Raw genomic sequence first — 22070 nt, 5'->3', positions numbered from 1 at the left:
GGCTGTTGCGAACTAGTAGCAACAGCTACAGATGGGTACCTGACCTGCTCTGCGAACGACGGGTCAACGACCCCTCCGACGGTCGAGGTCACCGCCCCTACGTCGGTAGGGGGCGGCCAAACACACCGAGGTCCTAACGCTGGCACGGTGCCAGCGCACGGCCCACGCCCCGACGACACCTCACTGAGCCTTTCCCAGTAGTGGGGAGCGGCTGGCGGCGACACGCCGGGGGCGTGGAGGTGCTCAACGAGGGTGCGGGACCCCGGTAGAAGAGGTCGGTCCGCTCAAAGATCGACTCACCACCGAGGTCCCGCGTGCCCGATCCTGTCACCTACACCGCCGTGCTCCCGATCGGGGAGCCCACCGCGTCCATGTTGTCGCGGCTGTTGGCCGAGGAACGCCTCCGGCGCGGGACCCGGCGCGGGCGCCGCGCGCTGGACTGTGACCGCCACGCGGTGCTGGTGCTGCGCTGGTTCCTCGACGCCACCCGGGTCGCCCAGCTCGCCGCCGACAACCAGCTGAGCCTGTCGAGTACCTACCGCTACCTGCACGAAGGCATCGACGTCCTGGCCGCCGCCGCGCCTGGACTGCCCGGCGCGCTGCTCGCGGCCCGCACCGCCGGGCACACCCACGTTCACCTCGACGGCACCGTGATCCACACTGACCGCTCCCGCACTCCCGGACCGACCCCGGGAGTGGATCTGTGGTGGTCGGGCAAGCACCACGTCCACGGCGGGAACGTTCAGGTCCTCACCGCGCCTGACGGGTGGCCGTTGTGGACATCCCCGGTGCGCCCGGGCCGCGAGCACGACACCACCTGCGCCCGCGGCCACCCCGGCCTGCTCGACGCGATCGAGGACTGGACCGACGACACCCACGTCGTGCTCGCCGACCTCGGCTACGACGGTGAGAACACCCGCCTGACCTGCCCGTTCAAGACCCCCACCGGCAGTGGGCTGTCGGAGGACAAACGCACCGTCAACACGCTGCACTCCGCCGTCAGGGCTGTGGCCGAACGCGGGAACTCCCTGCTCAAGACCACCTTCAAGGCGCTGCGTCGGGTCAGCTTCTGCCCCTGGCGGATCGGCGCGATCACCGCCGCCGCGCTCGTTCTCCTCCACGTCGAGCACGACCGAACCACATGATCAACCAGGGGCCTGTGCAAGGAACGGTGGTTCCGGCCCGACACGCCGGGCTCGGGTCCGGTGGGATGGGCACTGTGAGTGATGACATCGGACCTTGTGGGTTCAGCCAAGGATGAGACGGGTTCAGGGCGTCAGCTCTCGCCCGAGCAGGCCGCCGCGGCGGCGATGGTGGCCGACGCGCGAGCACGCGGCCTGGAGCTGACCGGCCCGGATGGGCTGTTGAAGCTGTTCACCAAGAACGTTCTGGAGACTGCGCTCGGGGAGGAGATGACCGAGCACCTCGGGCATGCAAAGAACCGGGCCGACCCGGACCGGGAATCGACGAACAACCGGAACGGTCACCGGTCGAAGACGGTGATCTCCGATGCTGTCGGGGAGGTCGAGATCGAGGTACCGAGAGACCGCGACTCGACGTTCGAACCCCAGATCGTTCGGAAACGGCAACGGCGGTTGGGGGATGTCGATGAGATCGTGTTGTCGCTGTACGCGAAGGGTTTGACGACCGGGGAGATCTCGGCGCATTTCTCGGAGATCTACGGGGCGTCGGTGTCGAAGGAGACCGTCTCACGGATCACCGACTCGGTGATCGCCGAGATGCAGGAATGGGTGTCGCGGCCACTCGATGCGGTGTACGTCGCGGTCTTCGTGGACGCGATCATGGTGAAGGTCCGCGACGGGCAGGTCGCCAACCGGCCCGTCTACGCGGCGATCGGGGTCACCGTCGACGGCCGCAAGGACGTGCTGGGCCTGTGGGCCGGCTCCGGTGGTGAGGGTGCGAAGTTCTGGCTGGGGGTGCTGACCGACCTGCGTAACCGCGGCATGCGGGACGTGTTCTTCCTGGTCTGCGACGGGTTGAAAGGCCTGCCCGAGGTGGTGGAGAACGTGTGGCCACAGACCATCGTGCAGACATGCATCGTGCACTTGATCAGGAACTCGTTCCGGTTGACGTCGCGGCGTGACACCGATGCGATCAAGCGAGGGATTCGGGCGATCTACACGGCCCCCACCGCCGACGCCGCTCTCGCTGCTCTCGATGACCTCGACGAAAAATGGGGTCGCACTTATCCGGCGATGATCCGGTTGTGGCGCAACGCCTGGACCGAGTTCGTTCCGTTCCTCGACTACCACACTGAGATCCGTGCCGTGTTGTGTTCGACGAACGCGCTTCGAATCACTCAACGCCCGCTACCGCCGAGCGGTACGGGCGCGAGGGCATTTCCCCAGCGAGGCGGCCGCGTTGAAATGCCTGTACCTTGTGACCCGCAGCCTCGACCCGACCGGGCGAGGCCGCGCACGGTGGACGATCCGATGGAAGCCGGTGATCAACGCCTTCGCGATCACGTTCGGTGACCGCTGGCCGTCCGCCGAGCACTACTGACCAACAACGCCGGAACCACCGTTCCTGTTACAGACCCTCAACCAGCACCTACTGGGAAAGGCTCAGTGGCTGACTCGCGAGCCCGACGAGCCCACCGAGCGCCGTGCGCGTGATCTCCGCGGCAGCGGCCCCTTGCCGCCGACCGACAGGCGACCATCGCAACCAAGGAGCGCCACGCCTACCTGCCGCCTGCAGATGCGAAGCTGGGCGAGTTCGGCCGGCGGTTGCGTCGAGGGCCGCCCCCGGACCGCCACGCGGTCGGGCGTTGCCAGGTCTACGGGATGCCACACGAGCACCGGGCGCGTGTTCACGGCGCGTCGGCCCCACCGATGGCCCGGACCGCCTCGCACGGAGTGAAGCGGACAGCCGTGCTCGTCGTGCCGTCACCGGCGACTCCGACCAGGTCTCCGACGGGTGGTCCGTCGCGATACGTCTGCGCCCATGGGCGTCGGCATCGAAGAACCGGCGGTCACGCGTAGCCATGATCGGCCTGCGGACCACGGCACCTGCTGTGGCGAGTCAGGTGTCGGCGCCTCGCCCACGACGGCCCGGCGACTCGGCCGCGTACGCGACGACCTCCAGGACGAGCTGCAGGACACCCGTTGCCCGCACGACGCCGTGGCTGCCTGCGGATCTCCTGCAGGTGGTCGGCATCGAGATCACGACGGCCGACCCACCAGCGGCCGCCCCGGAACCCCCGGAGTCCGCTCGCAGACCAGGACCCGCCCACCCTTCGCCGCGGTCACGACCAGGAGCTCGAGCCCCGGCCCGGCGAAGCACAGGTTGGTGGGGAACGTCGGCTCCGCGAACCGGATCTCCTCCTCGACGGTGCCGTCCCGCCCGAACACGACGATCGAGTTCGCCTCGGGGGCTGCGGCGTAGACCCGGCCCTCCGCGTCGAGGGCCAGGCCGTCCGGTCCGCCCCGCGGCAGTACGAGATCGGGCCCGCCCGGGAGCAGGCGGTCGCCGTCCCACCGGTACCGGCCGACGGTGCCTCGGGAGGTCCGTGCGACGTACAGCTCGTCGTCGGAGAAGGCCAGGCCGTTCGGGTAGTCGACATCGGCCAGGACCGTCTCGACGGCCCCCGACGCCCGGTCGAGGGCGTGGACGCATCCGTGGTCGGTGGCCCCGGGCGGCCCCGGGTCGGTGAACCAGATGCGCCCGTCGGGTCCTTCGACGAGGTCGTTCGGGGCTCGGACGCCGGGCACCGGCAGCTCGGCGACCCCGTCCGCGGTGAGGCACTGCAGTCCCGGGCGAGCCGGGCGCCCCGAGCTGCTGGGCCGGACCGTGCCGCCGTTCTGGGCGATCCAGACCGTTCCGTCGCGGTCCTCGGCGAGGCCGTTCGGGCCGCCGCCGACGTCGACGCGTCCGCGGACACCGCCGTCGAGCCCGATCTCGACGACGGCGCCCCGGGAGAGCGCGACCACGAGGAGCCGCTGGTCGGTCGTCCACACCGGGCCCTCGGTGAAGCCGATCCCTGCGGCCAGGGTCCGCACGGTCACCGGTTGCCGCCGGAGAGCCGGTCGCGCAGCAGCCGTTTGCTGGGCTTGCCGGTGTCGGTGAGCGGGAGGTCGTCCGGGGCGATGATCTCGATGCGGGCCGGGACCTTGTAACCGGCGGCACGCTCCCGGACGTGGGTGTCGAGCTGTCGCACGAGGTCGTCGGCGGGGATGCCCCGGGGCACGACGGCGGCGACCATCTCCTCGGTCCCGAGCCGGTCCTCGATGCCGACGACGAACGCCTGGTCGACGTCGCGATGGCTGCAGAGCAGCTCCTCGACCTCGGCCGGGGCGATGTTGATCCCCTTGATCTTCAGCATCTCCTTGCGCCGGCCGACGACCCGCAGCCGCCCCCGGTCGTCGAGGGTCCCGAGGTCTCCGGTCCGCAGCCATCCGCCCGGCCGGAACGTTCCGTCGCCGAGCGCCGGGTCACCGAGGTAGCCGTCGATCACGCAGCCGCGCAGCTCGATCTCGCCGGACCCGCCGCCGGGCACGACGTGGCCGTCGTCGTCGGTGATCCGGAGTTCCTGGGTGTCGAGCGGGCGGCCCGCGGTCTCCAGGACGACGTCGGGCGGGTCGCCGGCCTCGGTCATGGTCGAGTGGCCGTAGGCCTCGCTCAGGCCGTAGACGCTGCAGATGCCGCTGACCCCGAGTTCGTCGAGGACCAGCCGGCGGTCCTCGCGGGTGAACCCGGTCGTCCCGGTCCGCAGCGAGGAGATGTCGTGGGTGCCGAAGCCGGGCGCGGCCAGCAGGTTGCGGGTGGTCGGCCCGAACCCGTAGTAGACCGTGCAGCGCTCCCGGGCGATGAACGCCAGCGAGGCGTCCCCGGCCGGTCGTTCCTCGATGCACAGGGTGACGCCGTGGACGAGGGCGACCGGCAGGGCGTTCGAGCACCCGTACCCGAAGAAGAACGGCGCGGAGATCCACAGCCGGTCGCCGGCGACCAGGTGCTGACGACGGCCGATCTCGGTCGCGTTGCGGAGCATCCGGTCGTGCCGCAGCGGGACGGGCTTCGGCCGGGACGTCGAACCGCTGGTGAACAGCACGTAGGCCAGGGCGTCCGCGCGGGCGCCCGGAACCGCCGGCGTGCCGCCGAGCGGACCGGACGCCGGGGGCGCCGGCTCCTCCGCCGGCCAGACGAGGACCCCCGACCGGCCGTCCGGCGCCCGTCCGGTGAGTCCGGCGGCCGCGAGCTCGGCGAGGGTGTCGCGGCCGAACACCCGGTCCTCGGTGATCACCAGGCCGATCCCCGCCTCGTCGAGCACGTGGGCGATCTCGGCCGACCGGTACCACGTGTTGATCGGGACGACGGTCGCTCCCGCGTGCTGCACCGCGAGCGTGGCCACGATCCAGCGGAGTCCGTTCGGGAGCAGCACCCCGACCCGGGCTCCCGGCTCCATCCCGCCCGCGACCAGGTCGGCCGCCAGGGCCCGGACCCGGTCGGCGAGCCCGGACCAGGTCTCCCGGCCCTCGGGGGCCACGACGGCCTCGCCGTCCGGGTCGGCCGACGCCCGCCGGAACAGGGTCCCGGGCAGGTCCACCACGGCCGGGTCGCAGGCGGGCTGGGCCGGATCCCTCGGGTCATGCGGCATCGGATGATCCCTTCTGATCTTTGATACATAGGGGCGGCGCGACGGTGCCGCGGCCGGACGTGGTCAGCTGGAGAGGATGCCGTTGCGCTTGAGCACGGCGACGACCTCGTCGCCCTCGGCGCGTACGTGTTCCTTGTTCAACCGGTCGGCGGCTGCGGCGTCCCTGGCGCGCAGGGCGTCGATGATCGCGGCGTGCTGCTGCGACGCGGCCGGGCGCGCCGGGTGCGGGATGCTGTAGACCTCGCGGGGGAGGTTGTGCGAGAGCTGGCGGAGCACCGACAGGGTCCGCCGGCTCGCCCCGGTGTGGTTGATCAGGGAGTGGAACTCCCAGTTGAGGTCGTGCGCGAGATCCGGGCCGGGATCCTCCGACATCGCCCGGTGCAGCTCGTCGAGCCTGCTCAGGACGGGTTCGGTGATCCGTCGCGCGGCCCCGCCCGCGGCCAGGCCCTGGGCCATGCCGTAGAGCGTGTAGTGGTCCTCGATGTCCTCGGAGCGGATGGGGACGACGAACGTCCCGCGGTGTGGTTCCGAGGCCACCAGGCCGTCGGACTCCAGGGTGATCAGCGCCTCGCGCACCGGGAGCCGGCTGACGCCGAGCTCGGAGGCGATCGCGTCCTGCGGGACGCGCTGTTCCGCGGACAGCCGGCCGTCGAAGATCATCGAACGGATGTGCTCGGCGACCTCGACCGCCATCGCGCGGCGCTGCACCCGGGGTGCCGCGGTCGCCCGCCCGCCCATGAGCTCTCCTCGGCGTCGACGGTCCGAACTCGAATAAACTATCAGTTCCGCCGGTCGGGCCCGGCCCATCGCGGTCATCGCTGCTCCTCCGGCGGCACACCCCAGCGGGTGAGGACCTCGGCCGTCGAAGAGGGGGACCGTACGCGCAACGGTGTCCGGCTCAGCCGGGGCGCCGGGGCGGGCTGCGTCCCGCCGGGCCCCGTACGGAGGGTTCCCCGGGCGGCGATCTGCGGGGCCTGCGGTGCTTCGGCCATGGTCAGCACGGGGGTCACGCAGGCGTCGCGGTCGGCGAACTCGGCCGTCCACTCCTCGCGGGTGCGTCCGGCGAACGCCACCGCCAGCTGCTCCTTCGCCGCGGGCCACCGCTCCCGGTCCCACTGCTCGGGCAGCTCGGCCGGGTCGAGTCCGAGACCGTCGAGCAGGCGGGCCCAGAACCGGGGTTCGATCGCTCCGACCGCCATGTACCCGTCGTCGGCGGTGCGGTAGACGTCGTAGAACGGGGCGCCCGAGTCGATGTCGTTGGTGCCGGGTTCACCGGACCAGCGGCCCTGCGCGGCCCGGCTCCAGATCCCGGTCATCAACAGGCTGATCCCGTCGGTCATCGCGGCGTCGACGACCTGGCCGCGCCCGCTCGCGTGGCGTTCGAGCAGGGCGGTGGTGATACCGAAGGCGAGCAGCATCCCCCGCCGCCGTAGTCGCCGACCAGGTTCAGCGGCGGGACCGGTGCCTCGCCGCGCCGCGAGATGGACCGCAGTGCGCCGGTCACCGCGAGGTAGTTGATGTCGTGCCCGGCCTCGCGGGCCCGCGGGCCGTCCTGGCCCCAGCCGGTCATCCGCCCGTAGACCAGTCGTGGGTTGCGGGCCAGGCACGTCTCGGGCCCCAGCCCGAGACGTTCCATGACACCGGGACGGAAGCCCTCGATCAGCACGTCGGCGCTGCGGACCAGCGCCAGCGCAGTCGCGTGCCCGGAACCGGACTTGAGGTCGAGACCGACCCACGGCCGCCCGCGGGTCAGGGCGCCGCCGTCCACCGGTCCGGCCGGGCGGTCGACCCGGATGACGTCGGCCCCGGCGTCGGCGAGCAGCATCGCGGCGAACGGGCCCGGTCCCAGGCCGGCGAACTCGACGACCCGGACGCCGTGCAGCGGCCCGTCCGGTGCCTGCCCGGCCATCAGGACCGTCCCGCCGCGTACGGGGCGCCGATGCTGCGGCCGCCGCAGGCGACGAGCACCTGCCCGGTGACGTAGCCGGCGCCGGCGAGGTAGGCGACCGCGGCGGCGGCGTCCTCGGGCGTCCCGGCCCGTCCGACCGGGATCGCGGCGATGCTCCGGCGGCGGATCTCGGCCGGCAGCCCGTCGGTCATCGGGGTCTCGACGAACCCCGGGGCCACCGCGTTGACCGTGATCCCCCGCGGCCCCAGCTCGAGCGCCAGCGAGCGCGTCGCGCCGATCAGCCCGCCCTTCGCGGTCGAGTAGGCGGTCGAGCCGAACGTGCCCAGCCAGGCCCGCGAGGCGACGTTGACGACCGCACCCCGCCCGCGCTCGGCCATCCCGCCGGCGGCGAGCCGGGTCAACGCCAGCGGGCCGACGAGGTTGATCTCGATCAGCCGGCGGAAGGTGCTCGGCTCCAGCGTGCGGATCCGGGCGTCGCGCAGCACCCCGGCGCAGTTGACCAGGAGATCCACCCCGCCCAGTTCGCCGGCCCGGGCCACCGCCGCCCGGCGGGATCCGGCGTCGGCGACGTCCAGCGCCCAGGGGACGACCCCGGCCCCGATCGCGGACGCGGCGTCGGCCACGGCGCCCGGATCGAGGTCGGCGAGCAGCACGGTGTCGCCCTCGGCGGCGAGCCGGGCGCACACCGCGCGTCCGATGCCGCCGGCCCCTCCGGTGACCAGTGCGGTCCTGCTCACGGGCGCAGCCTCCCCAGGTCGGTGCCGGCGGTCAGGTAGATCTCCTGGCCGGTGACGGCGTCGCCGGCGTCCCCGGTCAGCACGGCGAGCTGGCCGGCGAGGGCCGCGACCGCGGGCGCGGCCGCGTCGACGGCGACGACGTTGACCGTGATCGCGTCCCGGGCGAGCTCGATGGCCAGCGTGCGGGCCATCGAGAGCACGCCGTTCGCCACGGCGGACGCGGCGGTCGCTCCCGGTGCCCCCATCAGCGGGTCGTGGGGCAGCACGAACACGAGGCGGCCGACGCCGTCGAGGACCGTCCGGACATCGGTGAGGACCGAGTCGAGGACGTCGGTGACCTCGCTCGTCAGCAGGGCGTCGGTCAGGTCGGCGAGCGGTCCCGGCGCGGGCAGCCGCGGTACGAGGACCGCGGCCGGGACGGCCGGAACGACCCGGCCCAGCGCGTCCCGGACGGCGGGGGCGAGCTCGCCGTCGCCCCGGACGACGGCGCTGTCGGCGCTGACGGCGCTGTCGGTGGATCTCATGCCGTCATCACCACCGTGGTGACCGACCCGCCGTCGGTGCCGTTGACCGTGCCGCCCTTGCAGTAGGCCAGTCCCGTGCGGGCCCCGTCGACCTGCCGGCCACCGGCCGTGCCGCGCAGCTGCCAGGTGAGCTCGCAGACCTGCGCCGCACCCGTCGCACCGACGGGGTGGCCGCGTGACAGCAGCCCCCCGCTCGGGTTGACCGGCAGCCGGCCCCCGAGGGCGGTCGCCCCCTCCGCGGCCCAGGCGGCGCCCCGCCCGCGCGGGACCAGGCCCAGTCCCTCCATGCGGACGATCTCCGCGATCGTGAAGCAGTCGTGCATCTCGTCGACGTCGACGTCGTCCGGTCCGACCGAGGACAGGCGCCACGCCTCCTGCCCGGCGCGGCGGGAGACGTCCTCGGCGTTGAGGTCGCCGAGGCCGGTCTGCACCGAACCGCTGACCAGCCCGACGGCGCGCACCCGGGGACCGGTGGCACCGAGCCCCAGCCTGCGCAGGCCGGCGCGGGTGCAGAGCAGCACCGCGGCGGCGCCGTCGGAGATCGGGCTGCAGTCGAGCAGCCCGAGCGGCTCGGCGATCGGCCGTGCCGACAGGACCTGGGCCAGCGAGATCGGCTTGCGGTACTGGGCGAAGGGGTTGTGCACGGAGTGGGCGTGGTTCTTCACCGCCACCGCCGCGATCTGCTCCCGGGTGGCCCCGTGGTCGGCCATGTAGCGGCGGGCGCTCATCGCGTGACCGGCCGCCATCACGAAACCGACGGCCGCGTCGAGGTCGCCCGGATCGGGGCGGACCCCGCCGGCGATCCGGTCGGTCATCTTCTCCACCCCGATCACCAGGACGACGTCGTGCAGGCCGGCGGAGAGCGCCACCCACGCCTCGCGGATCGCGGTCGCACCGCTGGCGCAGTAGTTCTCGTGGTTGGACACCGGACGCCCGTCGAGGCCGAGCTGGGCCGCGATCCGCTGACCGGCCACCGGCCCGCCGAAGACGTGGCCGACGTGGAGGGCGTCGACCGACGCGGGCCCGGCCCCGGCGTCGGCGAGGGCCGCCCGGGCCGCGGTGACGGCCATCGACTCCAGGGTCACCTCGGCGGGGTACCTGCCGAAGCGGTTCATCCCGACGCCGGCGACGTGGGCCGGGGCCGGGCTCATGCCGGCACCCCGGTCGCGGCGCGGAAGCGGTACCCCACCAGCTCCGCACCGTCCTCGTCGACGCCGAAGGGGGCCTGCTCCAGCTCCACCGGCATGTCCAGCGCGACCGACTCCGGCGGCACGCCGACGACCTGGGCCATCAGCCGGACCCGGTCGGTGGGCAGGTCGATCCAGGCCAGCGTGTACGGCACGTCGGTCCCCGGGGGCGCCTGGCGGACGACGGTGAACGAGTGCACGCGGCCGGCGGGCGAGAGTTCGACCGGGTCGACCGTCGCCGCCCGGCACGCCGGGCAGAAGCTGCGCGCGGGGAACGCGGCGCTGTCGCAGGCCGTGCACCGCGATCCCAGCAGGCGCGGCGGATCGAGGGTGAGCAGTCCCGCCCGGAACGGGCGGGGAGCGGTGGACGGCGGGGTCTCGGTGGACGGCATCGATGCCTCCAGGAACGACGAGCGACCGACCGGACGGCCGGGGCGGCATCCTTGATTCTTGATACAAAAATCCGAAAGTCAAGCTTGCGCCGACGGGCCGACGTCTGTGACTCTCTGCTCGCTCGCTCCGCTAGTTCGCCTGGATGGCTGGTCACGGAGCTGGTGTGTCGCTCGACGAGCTCGCTCGGCGTCCTTCATTTTGTATCAAGTATCTACGGAGATCATCGATGACCTTCACCGGAACCACGCACCGAGTGACGACGGTTCTGCGCGCGGGCGCCGCCCGCCGCAGTCCCGTCCTCGTCCGGGAGCGGACATGAGAACCCGCGCCGCCGTACTGACCGGGTACCACCGTCCCTTCGAGATCCGCGAGATCGAGCTCGACGAGCCCCACGCCGGCGAGGTCCTGCTGCGGATGTCGGCGGCCGGCCTGTGCCACTCGGACCTGCACATGGTCGACGGGGACAACGTCGTCCGGTTCCCGATCGTCGGCGGTCACGAGGCCGCCGGTGTCGTCGAGCAGGTCGGTCCCGGGGTCACCAGGGTCGCGCCCGGCGACCACGTCGTGTGCAGCTTCACCCCGGCCTGCGGTACCTGCCGCTACTGCTCCACCGGCCGGCAGAACCTCTGCAACTCCGGTGCCACCATCCTCGAGGGCTCCATGCCCGACGGCACCTTCCGGATGCACGACCCGGAACTGGGTGACATCGGCGGCTTCTGCATGCTCGGCGCCTTCGCCGAACGTGCCACCGTCTCGGAGCTGTCCTGCGTCAAGGTCGACGACTGGCTGCCGCTGGACAAGGCGGTCCTCGTGGGATGCGGCGTCCCCACCGGCTGGGGGAGCGCGGTCAACGCCGGCGGCGTCCGGCCCGGCGACACCGTCGTCGTCTACGGGCTCGGTGGTGTCGGCATGAACGCCCTGCAGGGGGCCGCGCACGCGGGTGCGAAGTACGTGATCGGCGTCGATCCGGTCGAGTTCAAGCGCACGACGGCGCTCGGCTTCGGTGTGACCCACGTGTTCGCCACCGCCGAGGAGGCGGCGACGGCGACCCGGGAGCTGACCTGGGGGGAGGGCGCGGACCAGGCCATCTGCACGGTCGGTGTGATGACCGAGCAGGTCGTCTCCGACGCCTTCGGCGTGATCGGCAAGGGCAGCACCGTCGTCGTCACCGGCGTGGCCGACCCGGCCGAGCTGACCGTGCACGTCTCCGGGTCGGACCTGGTCTTCAACCAGAAGACGATCAAGGGGACGCTGTTCGGCTCGTCGAACCCGCAGTACGACATCGTCCGGATGCTGCGCCTCTACGACGCCGGCCGGCTCAAGCTCGACGAGCTGGTCACCCGGACCTACACCCTCGACCAGATCAACGAGGGCTACCAGGACCTGCGGGACGGCACGATCGTCCGCGGGGTCATCGACTACTCGCCGGGAGTGCGTGGACGTGAGTGACCAGCCGGAGAAGACCGCCGCGGAGTTCGGCGGGACCGTCGCGATCGTGACCGGTGCGGCGAGCGGGATCGGCCGGGCGACCGCGGAGCTGCTCGCCGAACGCGGCGCCCGGGTCGTCGCCGAGGACCGTGACCCCGCCGTGTCGGCCCTCGGGTCCGACACGGTCGCGCCCCTGGTCGCGGACGTGACCGAGGAGGACAGCGCGCGCCGGGCGGTCGAGCTCGCCGTGGACCGGTTCGGCCGGCTCGACGTCCTGGTCAACAACGCCGGGGTCATCATCAACCGGACCGTCGCCGAGATGACCCTGGAGGAGTGGAACCGGGTGCTCGCGGTGAACGCCACCGGCGCGTTCCTGCACTCACGGGCCGCGCTGCGTGCGATGTCGCCGCAGGGTTCGGGCGCGATCGTCAACGTGGGGTCCTACGCCTGCTACCAGGCGTTCCCCACCATCGCGGCGTACGCCGCCTCGAAGGGCGCGCTCGCCCAGCTGACCCGCGCGACCGCGCTGGAGGCCATCGACTCGGGCATCCGGGTCAACGCTGTCGGCACCGGTGACACGGTCACCCACATCCTCGACGACATCCACGACGACGGTCCCGGCTTCCTGACCGCGCACGGCAGCGGGACCCCGATCGGTCGCGCGGCGCAGCCACGGGAGATCGCCGAGGTGATCGCGTTCCTCGCGTCGGACCGGGCCGCGTACCTCGTCGGTTCGGTCGTCATGGCCGACGGCGGCATGAGCGTCGTCGCGGGCTGACCCCGCCGCGTCCTCCCGACGCCCCCGTTCCCTCCCGTCCTGGAAAGGACAACGATGTCCGATCAGCACGCGACGACCCCGGCAGCGGACGCCACCGCGCTCCGCGCGACGGACGAACCGTCCCGGAGCGACGTCCGCAGGGCCACGTTCTCCGGCGCCGCCGGCTTCTTCATGGAGACCTACGACTTCACGATCTACGGCCTCGTCGCCGCCTACCTGACCGTCGAGTTCTTCTCGACCGCCGACTCGGCGACCTCGTTGCTGGTGACCTGGGCGGTGTTCGCCATCCCGTTCCTCGTCCGGCCCGTGGGCGGCATCGTGCTCGGGTCGTTCGCCGACCGCATCGGCCGCAAGGCGGTGATGCTGCTCAGCGTCGTCGCGATCGCCGTGGCGACGGCCCTGATCGGGCTCGTCCCCTCGTACCAGACCATCGGGATCATCGCGCCGCTGGCGGTCCTGCTCTGCCGGCTCGCCCAGGGGTTCGTCTACGGCGGCGAGACCGCGGCCGCCATCACCTTCGTCGGTGAGTGGACCCCGTTGCGGCGGCGGGCGAGCCGGCTCGCCCTGGTGCAGACGGGAGCCTCGGTCGGCAACCTGTTCGGCTCGGCGTGCGCGTTCACGCTGAGCTTCGTGCTCGGGCCCGTGCTCATGCAGGCGTGGGGATGGCGGGTGCTGTTCCTGCTCGCGATCCCGCTGGCCGCGGTCGCGGTCTACATCCGGTTCAAGATCGGGGAGACGCCGGTGTTCCGGCGGATGCAGTCGGCCGGCGACATCTCGCCCACCCCGTTGCGCGACGCGGTCGCCGATCCGGCGACCCGCTCCCGCATGTACCGGTCCGCGCTGCTCGGAGCCCTGATGTGCGCGGGTTTCTACATCATCTACATCCAGCAGCCCGCGCACCTCGTCGCCGAGTACGGGTTCAGTGCGCAGGAGGGACTGCTGGTCACCCTCGTCGGTCTGGGCCTGCTCGTGGTGCTGACCCCGCTGTTCGGTCTCGCCGCCGACCGCTTCGGCCGGCGGACGATCTGTCTCGTCACGGCCGGGGTGCTCGCGGTGACGGCGGTCCCCCTGTTCGTCCTGATCGGGTCCGGGACCCTCGGGGCGGCCGTCGTGGGGGTGCTGTTGCTGACCGCGCCGTTCGCCGCGCACAACGCGCTGACCCTCGGGGCGATCTTCGAGACCCTTGCGGCCCGCACCCGCGGCACGGCGTTCGCCATCTCCTGGGGGCTCACCGTCGCCGTCTTCGGCGGTGCGGCCCCGTTCCTCAGCACCGGCCTCGTCGCCCTCACCGGGTTCGTGCACAGCCCGGCCCTGCTCATCTCGTTCGCCGCCGTGCTCAGCGCGATCGGCTACGTGCGGTACGCGGAGCCGGTCGAGTGACGGGCACCGGGCGAGGATGTGTGCTGGTGACCGGGGCCGCCTCGGGCATCGGCCGGGCCGCCTGCCTCCGGCTCGCCCGGGACGGTCGCACCGTCGCGGCACTCGACCGGGACGGCGACGGCCTGGCCCGCCTGCGGGACGAGATCGAGAGCGACGGCGGCCGGGTGTACACCAGGGAGGTGGACGTCATGGATGCGACCGCCGTCCGGGAGGCCGTCGAGGACGCCGCCCGGTCGGTGGGCGGGCTCCGGGCGCTCGTCCACGCCGCCGGGGTGATCGTCCGCAGGGACCTGGCGTCGACCACCGGGGACGACTGGACGCGGACGCTGGCGACGAATCTCAGCAGCGCCTTCCACCTGGCTCAGGCGGCCGTGCCGCACCTGGTCGCGGCGGGCGGCGGCGCGATCGTCATGATCACGTCGGCGGCGGCGCACCGGGGCGACGTCGGGTATCCCGCGTACGCGGCGTCGAAGGGCGGGCTGCTCGCCATGAGCCGGAGCCTGGCCGTGGAGCTGGCCCCGCACCGGGTCCGGGTGAACTCGATCAGCCCGGGGGTGATCGGCACGGCCATCAACCGCGACGCCTTCGCCGACCCGGACACGGTCGGCCGGTTCACCTCCGCGATCCCACTGGGCCGGACCGGCACACCGGACGACGTCGGGGAGGTCATCGCCTTCCTCGTCGGACCCGGGGCCGAGTACGTGACCGGGGCCGATCTCGCCGTCGACGGCGGGCTCACCAGCCGGGTCGGACTGTCCTGACCGGGCACCACCAGCAGACGACGACAGCGGGAGGATCGGGCATGGCCGTGCTGGACACCGAGGAGCGGGCGATCGTCGACATCGTCCGGGACTTCGTCGACCGGGAGGTGAAGCCCCGGGTCAACGAGTTCGAACGCTCGGGGGAGTACCCCGAGGAGTGGATCGGGCAGATGAAGGAGCTCGGCGTCTACGGTCTCGCGATCCCCGAACCGTGGGGTGCGGCGCCGGTCTCGATGCCGTGCTACGCGCTGGTCACGGCGGAGCTGGCGCGTGGATGGATGAGCCTGGCCGGCGCCATGGGCGGACACACCGTCGTCGCGAAGCTGCTGGTGCGGTTCGGCACCCCGGAGCAGCGCGACCGCTACCTGCCGCGGATGGCGACCGGCGAGCTCCGGGCGACGATGGCGCTGACCGAGCCGGGTGGCGGCTCGGATCTGCAGGCCATGACCACCCGGGCGCGGCGGACCGCCGACTGCTACGTCGTCGACGGGGCCAAGACCTGGATCACCAACGCCCGCCGCTCCGGGCTGATCGCGCTGCTCTGCAAGACCGACCCGGAGGCCGAGCCCCGGCACGCGGGGATCTCGGTGCTGCTGGTGGAGCACGGCCCCGGCCTGACCGTGTCCAAGGACCTCCCCAAGCTGGGTTACAAGGGCGTCGAGTCCTGTGAGCTGCTCTTCGACGGCATGCGGGTCCCGGCCGACGCGGTCCTGGGCGGGACCGAGGGCCACGGTTTCACCCAGATGATGACCGGTCTGGAGACCGGCCGGATCCAGGTCGCCGCACGGGCGCTCGGTGTCGCCGACGCCGCACTGGAGGACGCCCTGCGCTACGCGCAGGACCGCGAGTCGTTCGGCAAGCCGATCTGGCGCCACCAGTCCGTCGGGAACCTCCTCGCGGACATGGCGACCAAGGTGACCGCGGCCCGGCAGCTGATCCTGCACGCCGCCGACCGGTACGAGTCCGGGCAGCGGTGCGACATGGAGGCCGGGATGGCGAAGCTGTTCGCCTCGGAGACCGCCATGGAGGTCGCCCTGGACGCCATCCGGGTGCACGGCGGGTACGGCTACTCGACCGAGTTCGACGTCGAGCGCTACTTCCGCGACGCGCCGTTGATGATCGTCGGTGAGGGCACCAACGAGATCCAGCGCAACGTCATCGCCGCTGCACTGGTGAAGCGCGGCGGGCTGGACCGCACGTAGCCCCTGCCCGGGGACCGCCCGCCCGTGCGTCCCGGCTACCGCACCGCGGGGGCGAGCCGGTCGCGCAGCACCGCGACCCCGGGACCCGAGAGGTCGTCGAGGTAGGCCGGGCGGGCGGCGAGTGCCATGGTGAGCGCCACGGTCGTCCCGGTGACGACCGGGCCCGCGCCGTGCCGGAACGGACCGTCGGTCGCCTCCAGCCGGAGCCCGGCGGCCAGTGTCCGGCCGGGGACGGTGAAGTCGCGGCCGACGAAGAACCGGGCGACCTCGGTCACGGCCGCGGTCTGCGCGGTCCTGGCGAGCCCGAGCGGCCGGCGGACGTCCTGACCGTGGACGACGACCTCGCCCAGCCAGGCCGCGGTGTGCCCGGAGGCGGCGGTCGAGCTGCCGGTCACCGCCCGGAAGCGCGCCAGCGTCCCGGCCGGGGTGGCGCCCCGGTGCTCGGCGAGCCGCCGGTCGTTGTGCACGTCGAAGTCGAACCGGGCGGCGAGGACGCTGCGGAACCACCGGAAGGCGCCGATGGAGGCCCCCGCGGTGAGGTGGGCGACGACCTCCTCGACGGTCCAGCGATCGCACAGCGACGGTGCGGACCACTGCTCGTCGGTGAGATCGGCGAGGTCGTCGGCGAGGCGGGCCCGCTCGGTGTGGATGTGTGCCCACAGCTCGGCACGGGCGGCCGGCGCGGCGGAGTCGGTCATGGTCGTCCTCGGGCGGTCGGTGGTGCGTCCGAGGGGGGACCGGCACCGCGGCCGGAAATCATCGTCCGGCGGGGAACGGCTGCTCAGCCGACCGGTCGGGCGTGGACGCCCCGGCGGTCATGTGTCGGAACTCCTCGGCCGGCGCGGTCGATCTCGACGTCCGAGCGGTTTCCGGTCCACGGACCGGGTGGTCGGGTGGCCCGCGCCGCGTGTGCGTTCCGGGGACGGCCCGTTCTCCTGCGTAGGGTCCTGTCCGGCCCGGACAGGCCGAACAGGAGAGAGAGGACCTCGATGTCGCATCCGTACCCACCCCCCGGCGCCCGGCCGCCCGAGACCAGCCGGATCGCGGCGATCCTCGCCCATCTCTCGGCGCCGATCGCGGCTCTGCTGAGCGCGGGACTGCTGAGCCTGGTCGGTCCGCTGCTCGTCTGGCTGGTGAAGAAGGACGACCCGTTCGCGCGCCGGGCCGCCGCCGGGGCGTTCAACTTCAACCTGTCGTTCTGGGTGCTCTTCGTGCTCAGCTGGATCCTGGTGTTCACGCTGGTCGGCGCGCTCGTCGGGTTCCCGCTCATGATCGTGCTGTTCGTGGTGTCCGCGTGGTGTCACATCAAGGGCGCGGTCCGGGCCTCGAACGACCAGGTCTACGACTACCCGTTCCAGCTGCGCGTGCTGTCCTGACCCCGGGCCCGCGACGGCTGCATGTCGGGTCGGGCGCGGTTCAGCCGGACCCGAGTGCGGCCAGCGCGGTCGCGACGATGTGCCCGCGCCACTCGTGCTGCCGGCCGCGGGAGGCGGCGGACTCGGCGGCGTGATGGATCCCGATCGCCACGACGATCATCCGCACGAGCCGCCCGGGATCGGGCTGCTCCGGATCGACCCCGAAGACGTCGGCCAGGGCCAGCCCGGCCCGCCGCACCTCGGGTGGCGGTTCGCCCGGGCTCCCCGGATCGGAGAGCGCGTACAGGAAGGCCGAGGTGCCGGGGTGGCGCAGGGCGTTGTCGACCAGCGTCTCGACGAGGACGCGGTCGCGGTCGGGTCCCGCCGGGACGTCGGTGAGGCGGGCGACGAGATCCTCGGAGCGTTCGAGGGCCGACCGGACGGCGGCCTGGTGGATGGCCTCCTTGCCGGGGAACCGGTGGAGCAGTCCCGCCTTGGAGTACCCGACGGCGTCCGCGATCTGCTGTACGGACGTGTGCCGGTACCCGTGGCGGGCGAAGAGTGCCGACGCGCGGTCCACGATCTCCGCGTCGATCTCTTCCTGGGTCGGGCGCGGCATGGGGCGACCCTAACCAATGGTGGCGGCGGGGAACCGCCGGTGATGCAGGTCTAGGGCGTGTCTCCCAGATAGGCGGAGCGGGGTGCGCGATGCTTGATCGGTGCCGCGTACCGCTGTCCTGACTGATGTCCAGTGGGCCCGTCTGGCGCCGCTGTTGCCCTCCTCCGAGGGTCGTCGCGGGTGCCCGTTCCGCGATGACCGCCGGGTGATCGAGGGGATCATCTACCGGTATCGGTGCGGGCTTCCCTGGCGCGACGTCCCAGCCGAGTTCGGGCCGTGGCAGACGTTGTGGAAGCGGCACCGCCGCTACAGCGGCGACGGCACCTGGGACCACATCCTGGCTGCTCTTCTGGTCGAGGCCGACGCCGCCGAGGTGCTCGGGTGGGCGGTCAGCGTGGACTCCACGATCATCCGTGCCCACCAGCACGCCGCGACCCTCAAGCGCGACACAGGGGGCCGGATCGAACTACACGAATCTGCTCGCCGAACCAGCAGATCACGCGCTGGGACGGTCCCGCGGAGGGCTGTCGACGAAGATCCACCAGCTCGTTGACGGGCACGGCCGCCCGCTGGTGGTCCTCCTCGGCCCCGGCCAGGGCGGCGACTCGCCAATGTTTCCGCACCTGATGGCGCGCCTGAGCATCGCCCGACCGGGCCCGGGACGACCCCGGACCCGGCCTGAACGCGTGCGCGCGGACAAGGCCTACTCCTCACGCGCGATCCGCCGGCACCTGCGCGAGCGCCGGATCATCGCTGTCATTCCGGAGCCCTCTGACCAGCAGGGACACCGCAAACGACGGGGCTCACGCGGTGGCCGACCGCCCGCATTCGATCCGGTCGACTACCGAAACCGCAACGTCGTCGAGTGCGGGTTCTGCCACGTCAAGCAGTGGCGCGGGCTGGCCACCCGTTACGACAAGCTCGCCCTGACCTTCCGCGGCGGCGCCGTCCTGAAGGCGATCGTCACCTGGCTCCGCGCATTGGGAGACCCGCGCCCGGCGACGGCCGGGACCGTCCGCGCAGGTGGTCGCGGAGGCGGTCGAGGGCCGAGCGGTGCGTGCGACGGCGGCCCTGCCCGGGGCGCTCCGGTGGTGCGTGGGGTGGGGGATCGATCCGGTACGCCGCTCTGGTCTTGCCGAACCCGGCCACGGTCGTGCTCCCTTCCGGGGGTCGCGCGATCCCGGAGTGCTCCACGCAGGCGCGCGTGGGTGGCGGGTCGCTCCATTCGGTGAGGACGCGGAAGGCGCCGCAGGCGCACACCTGGTACTGGACGCGGCCCAGCGGGGTCCCGTGGGTCGAGATGGTCGCGAACAGGTGTTCCAGCACGTCTCGACCATGACGTAATGCTGCTCCACAGGACAACCATTACGTATCGAGAGGGTGTCGTAATGTGCGTTCCACATCGAGGACCACGTCGTCGACGGCTCGGTCGGCTGTGACGACCGAGCCGAGTGCGTGGAGGTTGCGCTGCATCGTCGTCCAGCACTCGGCGACCCGGGGCCCCAACCGCGCCCGCCCGGGCCGGGCCTCCTCCCGTGCGACGACGACGGCCAGCGGCGCCCAGAGCGTGACGACCTGCACGGTGGTTCCGGGCGACACGGACCGCCGGAAGCGCGACACGTGTTCGTCGTGCTCGAAGACGAACTCGAACACGACGAGTTCGAACCCGGCGTCGAGGTAGACCTCGGTCAGCGCGGCTGCCGCGCGGAACGCCATGCCCCGAGGCCGACGGTCGTCGCGGGAGACGACGAACTCCTTGAGCGAGTCACCCGAGATGCAGACGCCGTTGGGTACCCGCTCCGCGAGCCGCCGGCCGACGGTCGTCTTGCCGACACCCGCCGGGCCGTTCAGCAGGACGGCACGCCGGGCGGTCATGGCGGGAGTCTCGCACCGGGGGGTCCGCACATCGAGCCGGTTCCGGAGCTGGCCCGCTGCGCCCGGCTCCCGCTACCGTGTCCCCGGGCCCGGCGTGGCCCGCCGCCCGCTCGCCGCAAGGCGTGGTGAACACGCCGACCACGGTCGTCATCGGCAGCCTGTGCACGGTGTCCGCCCAGCAACGCGGGCACTGGACGAGCGACACCGGGACGGGTCGACATGGATCTCACCAGCACCGACGCCAAGGCCGCAGCCCGCACGCTGCGCACCGACCTCGCCGCGCAGGGCGTCACGATCGGCCACGGTGCCGCCCTCGAGCTGGTCGCCCACCAGCTCGGGTTCCGCGACTGGAACACCGCGAGCGCCGTACTGGACCGGTCGGCGGCCGACGGCCCGGGGATCGGCGCGCCGGTACCGATCCTGCGGGTGCAGCGCTTCGACGACGTCCGCTCGTTCTACCTGGACTATCTCGGTTTCGCCGTCGAGTGGGAGCACCGCTTCTCCCCGGGGATGCCGCTCTACGCGCGGGTGGCTCGCGGGGACGCCCGGATCGACCTGTCCGAGCACCACGGCGACGGCACGCCCGGCAGCACGGTCTGGATCCCGGTCGCCGACGTGACCGCGCTGCACAGCGAGCTGAGCAGCAAGAACTACCTGTTCATGCGGCCGGGCATCGACCGCGACGCGCCGGGCGGCCCGACGGTGAGCGTCGTCGACCCGTCCGGCAACGGCCTTCGCTTCTGCGAAGCGGAGTGAGCGGGGCGGCGACCGGTGCGGAGGACCAGGTCCGGGGACTGCTCGACGTGCTCCGGCGTGACGGGTTCGGTTTCGAGCCCGTCGGGTCGAGAGGCGCCTATCGGCTCTCCCCGCCGCCCGAGCTGGTGTTCCTCGTCGATCCCGTCCTCGTCGCGCTGCCGGACGTCGTCGCGGAGTACCTGGACGACATGGCCGACGGGTCGGCGGACGCGTTCGACCTGACCTGCATCCATCTCGTCGAGGATCTCGGGACGGACTTCGGAGCCGCCGGGAACCGGATCCGGTCGCTCGGCTTCCGGCGCCACGGCGGTCGTGCCGAGTACTTCGTCGATCGTCTCCCCGACCGGTGACCCGACGGAGGAACGCAGCACTCACCAGGGCAGCCGGATCGCGACCCGCCACCCACCGGCCGCGGTCGGGCCGTGGTCGAGGTGCCCGCCGACCAGCGTCGCCCGCTCCGCCAGGCCGCGCAGCCCCTCCCCGGACCCCGGCGGCCGCTCGAACGCCTCGGACGGCCGGACCGGCGCCCGGTTCTCGACCTCCGCGTCGAGCCGGTCGCCCGGCTCCCCGGTGATCCGGACGGCGATCGGGGCCTCCGGCGCGTGCTTGCGCGCGTTGGTGAGGCTCTCCTGGAGGAACCGGTAGAGCGTGCGCCCGACGGTGTCGGTGACCAGGCGGTCGCCGGCCGTGACGCCGTGCTCGTCGTCCAGGGTGACCGGGGTCCCGGCGCGACGGGTCTCGTCGAGCAGCTCGCCGATGTCGCCGACCCCGGGCAGCGGCATCTCGCCGACCGGCGCCCGCAGCACCCCGATCACCTCGCGGAGGTCCTGCAGCGCGCCGTGGGCGTTCTCCCGGATCACGTCGGCGGCCCGGGAGGTCTCCTCCGGTGTCGCGTCCCGGTAGTAGGCCAGCGCGCCGGCGTGCACGCTGAGCAGCGACAACCGGTGGCCGAGGACGTCGTGCATCTCCCGGGCCAGCGTCTCGCGGGCCTCGTGCTGGGTGCGCTCGGCACGCAGCTCGGCCTCGATCTCGGCCATCGTCGCGCGCTCCTGCAGGGACGCGATGAGCTGGCGACGGCTGCGCAGGAGCAGGCCCCACGCGATCGTCGCGGCGAACAGGCTGCCGACCAGCAGCGTCATCGCCCACGCCGGGACGCTGGTCTCCGGGCGCAGTACGTAGAAGATCGAGACGGCGGCGAGGGTCGCGACGGCCACGATCGCCGTCGTCCGGACCGAGCGGTGGATGGCCACGGTGAACAGCGCGGCCATCGCCGCCGTGGCGACCGACTCGGCGAACGTGCTCAACACGATGATCAGCGCCGCGACCTGCACCGGGAACCGGCGGCGCCACCAGAGCGCGAGGCAGCCGACGGCGCCGGCGGCGATGTCGACGTAGAGCAGCCACGGCGGCAGGGCAGCGGTGAGGTTGACCCGGATCCGGAGCCCGAGCAGGCCGATGACGAGGGGGACGAAGACCAGCAGGACATCGTGCACACGGGGCAGCCAGCGCTGTCGTCCCGTTCCGGCGGCCGTGGTCATGGCCGTGAGCCTAG

General features: G+C 72.5%; 22 protein-coding genes and 2 pseudogenes. 12 read left to right on the top strand and 12 right to left on the bottom strand.

All coding sequences use genetic code 11. The features are described from left to right. Positions 1–371 precede the first annotated feature (371 nt). Together AFB00_RS08730 and AFB00_RS08725 are read left to right on the top strand one after the other, a co-directional pair. A complete protein-coding gene (locus AFB00_RS08730; RefSeq protein ID WP_068800130.1) occupies positions 372–1145 on the top strand; it encodes an HARBI1 family protein in 774 nt (257 codons plus the stop codon). Between the two features lie 165 nt (positions 1146–1310). Continuing rightward, positions 1311–2523: pseudogene (locus tag AFB00_RS08725) on the top strand (IS256 family transposase). 659 nt (positions 2524–3182) lie between these two features. On the opposite strand, the gene AFB00_RS08720 reads toward AFB00_RS08725, so the two are convergent. From AFB00_RS08720 to AFB00_RS08685, 8 genes and pseudogenes are all read right to left on the bottom strand, one after another. Next, positions 3183–4025, bottom strand: a complete 843-nt coding sequence (locus tag AFB00_RS08720; protein WP_068796807.1) for an SMP-30/gluconolactonase/LRE family protein — start codon at positions 4023–4025, stop codon at positions 3183–3185. Further along, entirely contained in the window at positions 4022–5614 is a 1593-nt protein-coding gene (locus AFB00_RS08715; protein WP_083275373.1) for a class I adenylate-forming enzyme family protein, read from the bottom strand. The genes AFB00_RS08720 and AFB00_RS08715 overlap by 4 nt, the downstream gene beginning before the upstream one ends. Positions 5615–5677: 63 nt before the next feature. Then, entirely contained in the window at positions 5678–6352 is a 675-nt protein-coding gene (locus AFB00_RS08710; protein WP_231974287.1) for a GntR family transcriptional regulator, read from the bottom strand. Positions 6353–6426: 74 nt separating this feature from the next. Then, a pseudogene (locus AFB00_RS36100) lies at positions 6427–7523 on the bottom strand (CaiB/BaiF CoA transferase family protein). Then, positions 7523–8260: an SDR family NAD(P)-dependent oxidoreductase gene (locus AFB00_RS08700; protein WP_068796805.1), complete on the bottom strand. Its 738-nt coding sequence runs from the start codon at positions 8258–8260 to the stop codon at positions 7523–7525. The pseudogene AFB00_RS36100 and the gene AFB00_RS08700 overlap by 1 nt, the downstream one beginning before the upstream one ends. Further along, complete coding sequence (locus tag AFB00_RS33055; RefSeq protein ID WP_068796804.1) at positions 8257–8784, bottom strand: hypothetical protein; 528 nt, start codon at positions 8782–8784, stop codon at positions 8257–8259. The genes AFB00_RS08700 and AFB00_RS33055 overlap by 4 nt, the downstream gene beginning before the upstream one ends. Next, positions 8781–9935 (bottom strand): thiolase family protein, encoded by a 1155-nt coding sequence (locus AFB00_RS08690; protein ID WP_068796803.1) that lies wholly within the window; start codon positions 9933–9935, stop codon positions 8781–8783. Before AFB00_RS08690 ends, AFB00_RS33055 begins: the two co-directional genes overlap by 4 nt. After that, entirely contained in the window at positions 9932–10363 is a 432-nt protein-coding gene (locus AFB00_RS08685; RefSeq protein WP_068796802.1) for a Zn-ribbon domain-containing OB-fold protein, read from the bottom strand. The genes AFB00_RS08690 and AFB00_RS08685 overlap by 4 nt, the downstream gene beginning before the upstream one ends. A 316-nt stretch (positions 10364–10679) precedes the next feature. On the opposite strand from AFB00_RS08685, the gene AFB00_RS08680 reads away from it, so the two are divergent. The 5 genes from AFB00_RS08680 to AFB00_RS08660 are packed head-to-tail and all read left to right on the top strand — an operon-like array spanning position 10680 to position 15913. Beyond that, positions 10680–11813, top strand: coding sequence for an NDMA-dependent alcohol dehydrogenase (locus AFB00_RS08680; protein WP_068796801.1), 1134 nt, complete (start codon positions 10680–10682; stop codon positions 11811–11813). Then, positions 11806–12570, top strand: a complete 765-nt coding sequence (locus tag AFB00_RS08675; RefSeq protein WP_068800128.1) for an SDR family NAD(P)-dependent oxidoreductase — start codon at positions 11806–11808, stop codon at positions 12568–12570. The genes AFB00_RS08680 and AFB00_RS08675 overlap by 8 nt, the downstream gene beginning before the upstream one ends. 54 nt (positions 12571–12624) lie before the next feature. Continuing rightward, entirely contained in the window at positions 12625–13950 is a 1326-nt protein-coding gene (locus AFB00_RS08670) for an MFS transporter (RefSeq protein ID WP_068796800.1), read from the top strand. A 26-nt stretch (positions 13951–13976) separates the two neighbouring features. Beyond that, positions 13977–14711 (top strand): SDR family NAD(P)-dependent oxidoreductase, encoded by a 735-nt coding sequence (locus AFB00_RS08665; protein WP_197519801.1) that lies wholly within the window; start codon positions 13977–13979, stop codon positions 14709–14711. Between the two features lie 41 nt (positions 14712–14752). After that, positions 14753–15913: an acyl-CoA dehydrogenase family protein gene (locus tag AFB00_RS08660; RefSeq protein WP_068796798.1), complete on the top strand. Its 1161-nt coding sequence runs from the start codon at positions 14753–14755 to the stop codon at positions 15911–15913. A 35-nt stretch (positions 15914–15948) separates the two neighbouring features. On the opposite strand, the gene AFB00_RS08655 is transcribed toward AFB00_RS08660, so the two are convergent. Continuing rightward, entirely contained in the window at positions 15949–16611 is a 663-nt protein-coding gene (locus AFB00_RS08655) for a maleylpyruvate isomerase family mycothiol-dependent enzyme (RefSeq protein WP_068796797.1), read from the bottom strand. Between the two features lie 291 nt (positions 16612–16902). On the opposite strand from AFB00_RS08655, the gene AFB00_RS08650 reads away from it, so the two are divergent. After that, positions 16903–17289: a DUF4870 domain-containing protein gene (locus tag AFB00_RS08650; RefSeq protein ID WP_068796796.1), complete on the top strand. Its 387-nt coding sequence runs from the start codon at positions 16903–16905 to the stop codon at positions 17287–17289. Positions 17290–17329: 40 nt separating this feature from the next. Here the strand turns inward: AFB00_RS08650 and AFB00_RS08645 are convergent, their stop codons facing one another. Further along, positions 17330–17887 (bottom strand): TetR/AcrR family transcriptional regulator, encoded by a 558-nt coding sequence (locus AFB00_RS08645; RefSeq protein ID WP_068796795.1) that lies wholly within the window; start codon positions 17885–17887, stop codon positions 17330–17332. Positions 17888–17987: 100 nt separating this feature from the next. Between AFB00_RS08645 and AFB00_RS36095 the strand changes: the two genes are divergently transcribed. Continuing rightward, the gene (locus AFB00_RS36095) at positions 17988–18440 is read left to right on the top strand and encodes an IS5 family transposase (protein ID WP_442965844.1); all 453 of its coding nucleotides are present in this window, start codon (positions 17988–17990) and stop codon (positions 18438–18440) included. Continuing rightward, positions 18364–19119, top strand: coding sequence for an IS5 family transposase (locus AFB00_RS36090; protein WP_442965866.1), 756 nt, complete (start codon positions 18364–18366; stop codon positions 19117–19119). Before AFB00_RS36095 ends, AFB00_RS36090 begins: the two co-directional genes overlap by 77 nt. A gap of 133 nt (positions 19120–19252) precedes the next feature. Here the strand turns inward: AFB00_RS36090 and AFB00_RS08635 are convergent, their stop codons facing one another. Next, positions 19253–19762, bottom strand: a complete 510-nt coding sequence (locus AFB00_RS08635; protein WP_068796794.1) for an AAA family ATPase — start codon at positions 19760–19762, stop codon at positions 19253–19255. A 219-nt stretch (positions 19763–19981) separates the two neighbouring features. Here AFB00_RS08635 and AFB00_RS08630 point away from each other — a divergent pair, with 219 nt between their 5' ends. Continuing rightward, on the top strand, positions 19982–20518 hold the full coding sequence (locus AFB00_RS08630) for a glyoxalase superfamily protein (protein ID WP_068796793.1): 537 nt from the start codon (positions 19982–19984) through the stop codon (positions 20516–20518). Next, entirely contained in the window at positions 20515–20868 is a 354-nt protein-coding gene (locus AFB00_RS08625) for a hypothetical protein (protein WP_068796792.1), read from the top strand. The genes AFB00_RS08630 and AFB00_RS08625 overlap by 4 nt, the downstream gene beginning before the upstream one ends. Positions 20869–20889: 21 nt before the next feature. Here the strand turns inward: AFB00_RS08625 and AFB00_RS08620 are convergent, their stop codons facing one another. After that, positions 20890–22056, bottom strand: a complete 1167-nt coding sequence (locus tag AFB00_RS08620; RefSeq protein ID WP_068796791.1) for a sensor histidine kinase — start codon at positions 22054–22056, stop codon at positions 20890–20892. Between the last annotated feature and the right edge of the window lie 14 nt (positions 22057–22070).

The sequence above is a fragment of the Pseudonocardia sp. HH130630-07 genome (assembly GCF_001698125.1).
Lineage (GTDB): Bacteria > Actinomycetota > Actinomycetes > Mycobacteriales > Pseudonocardiaceae > Pseudonocardia.
This window is presented reverse-complemented; position numbering and strand designations above follow the sequence as displayed.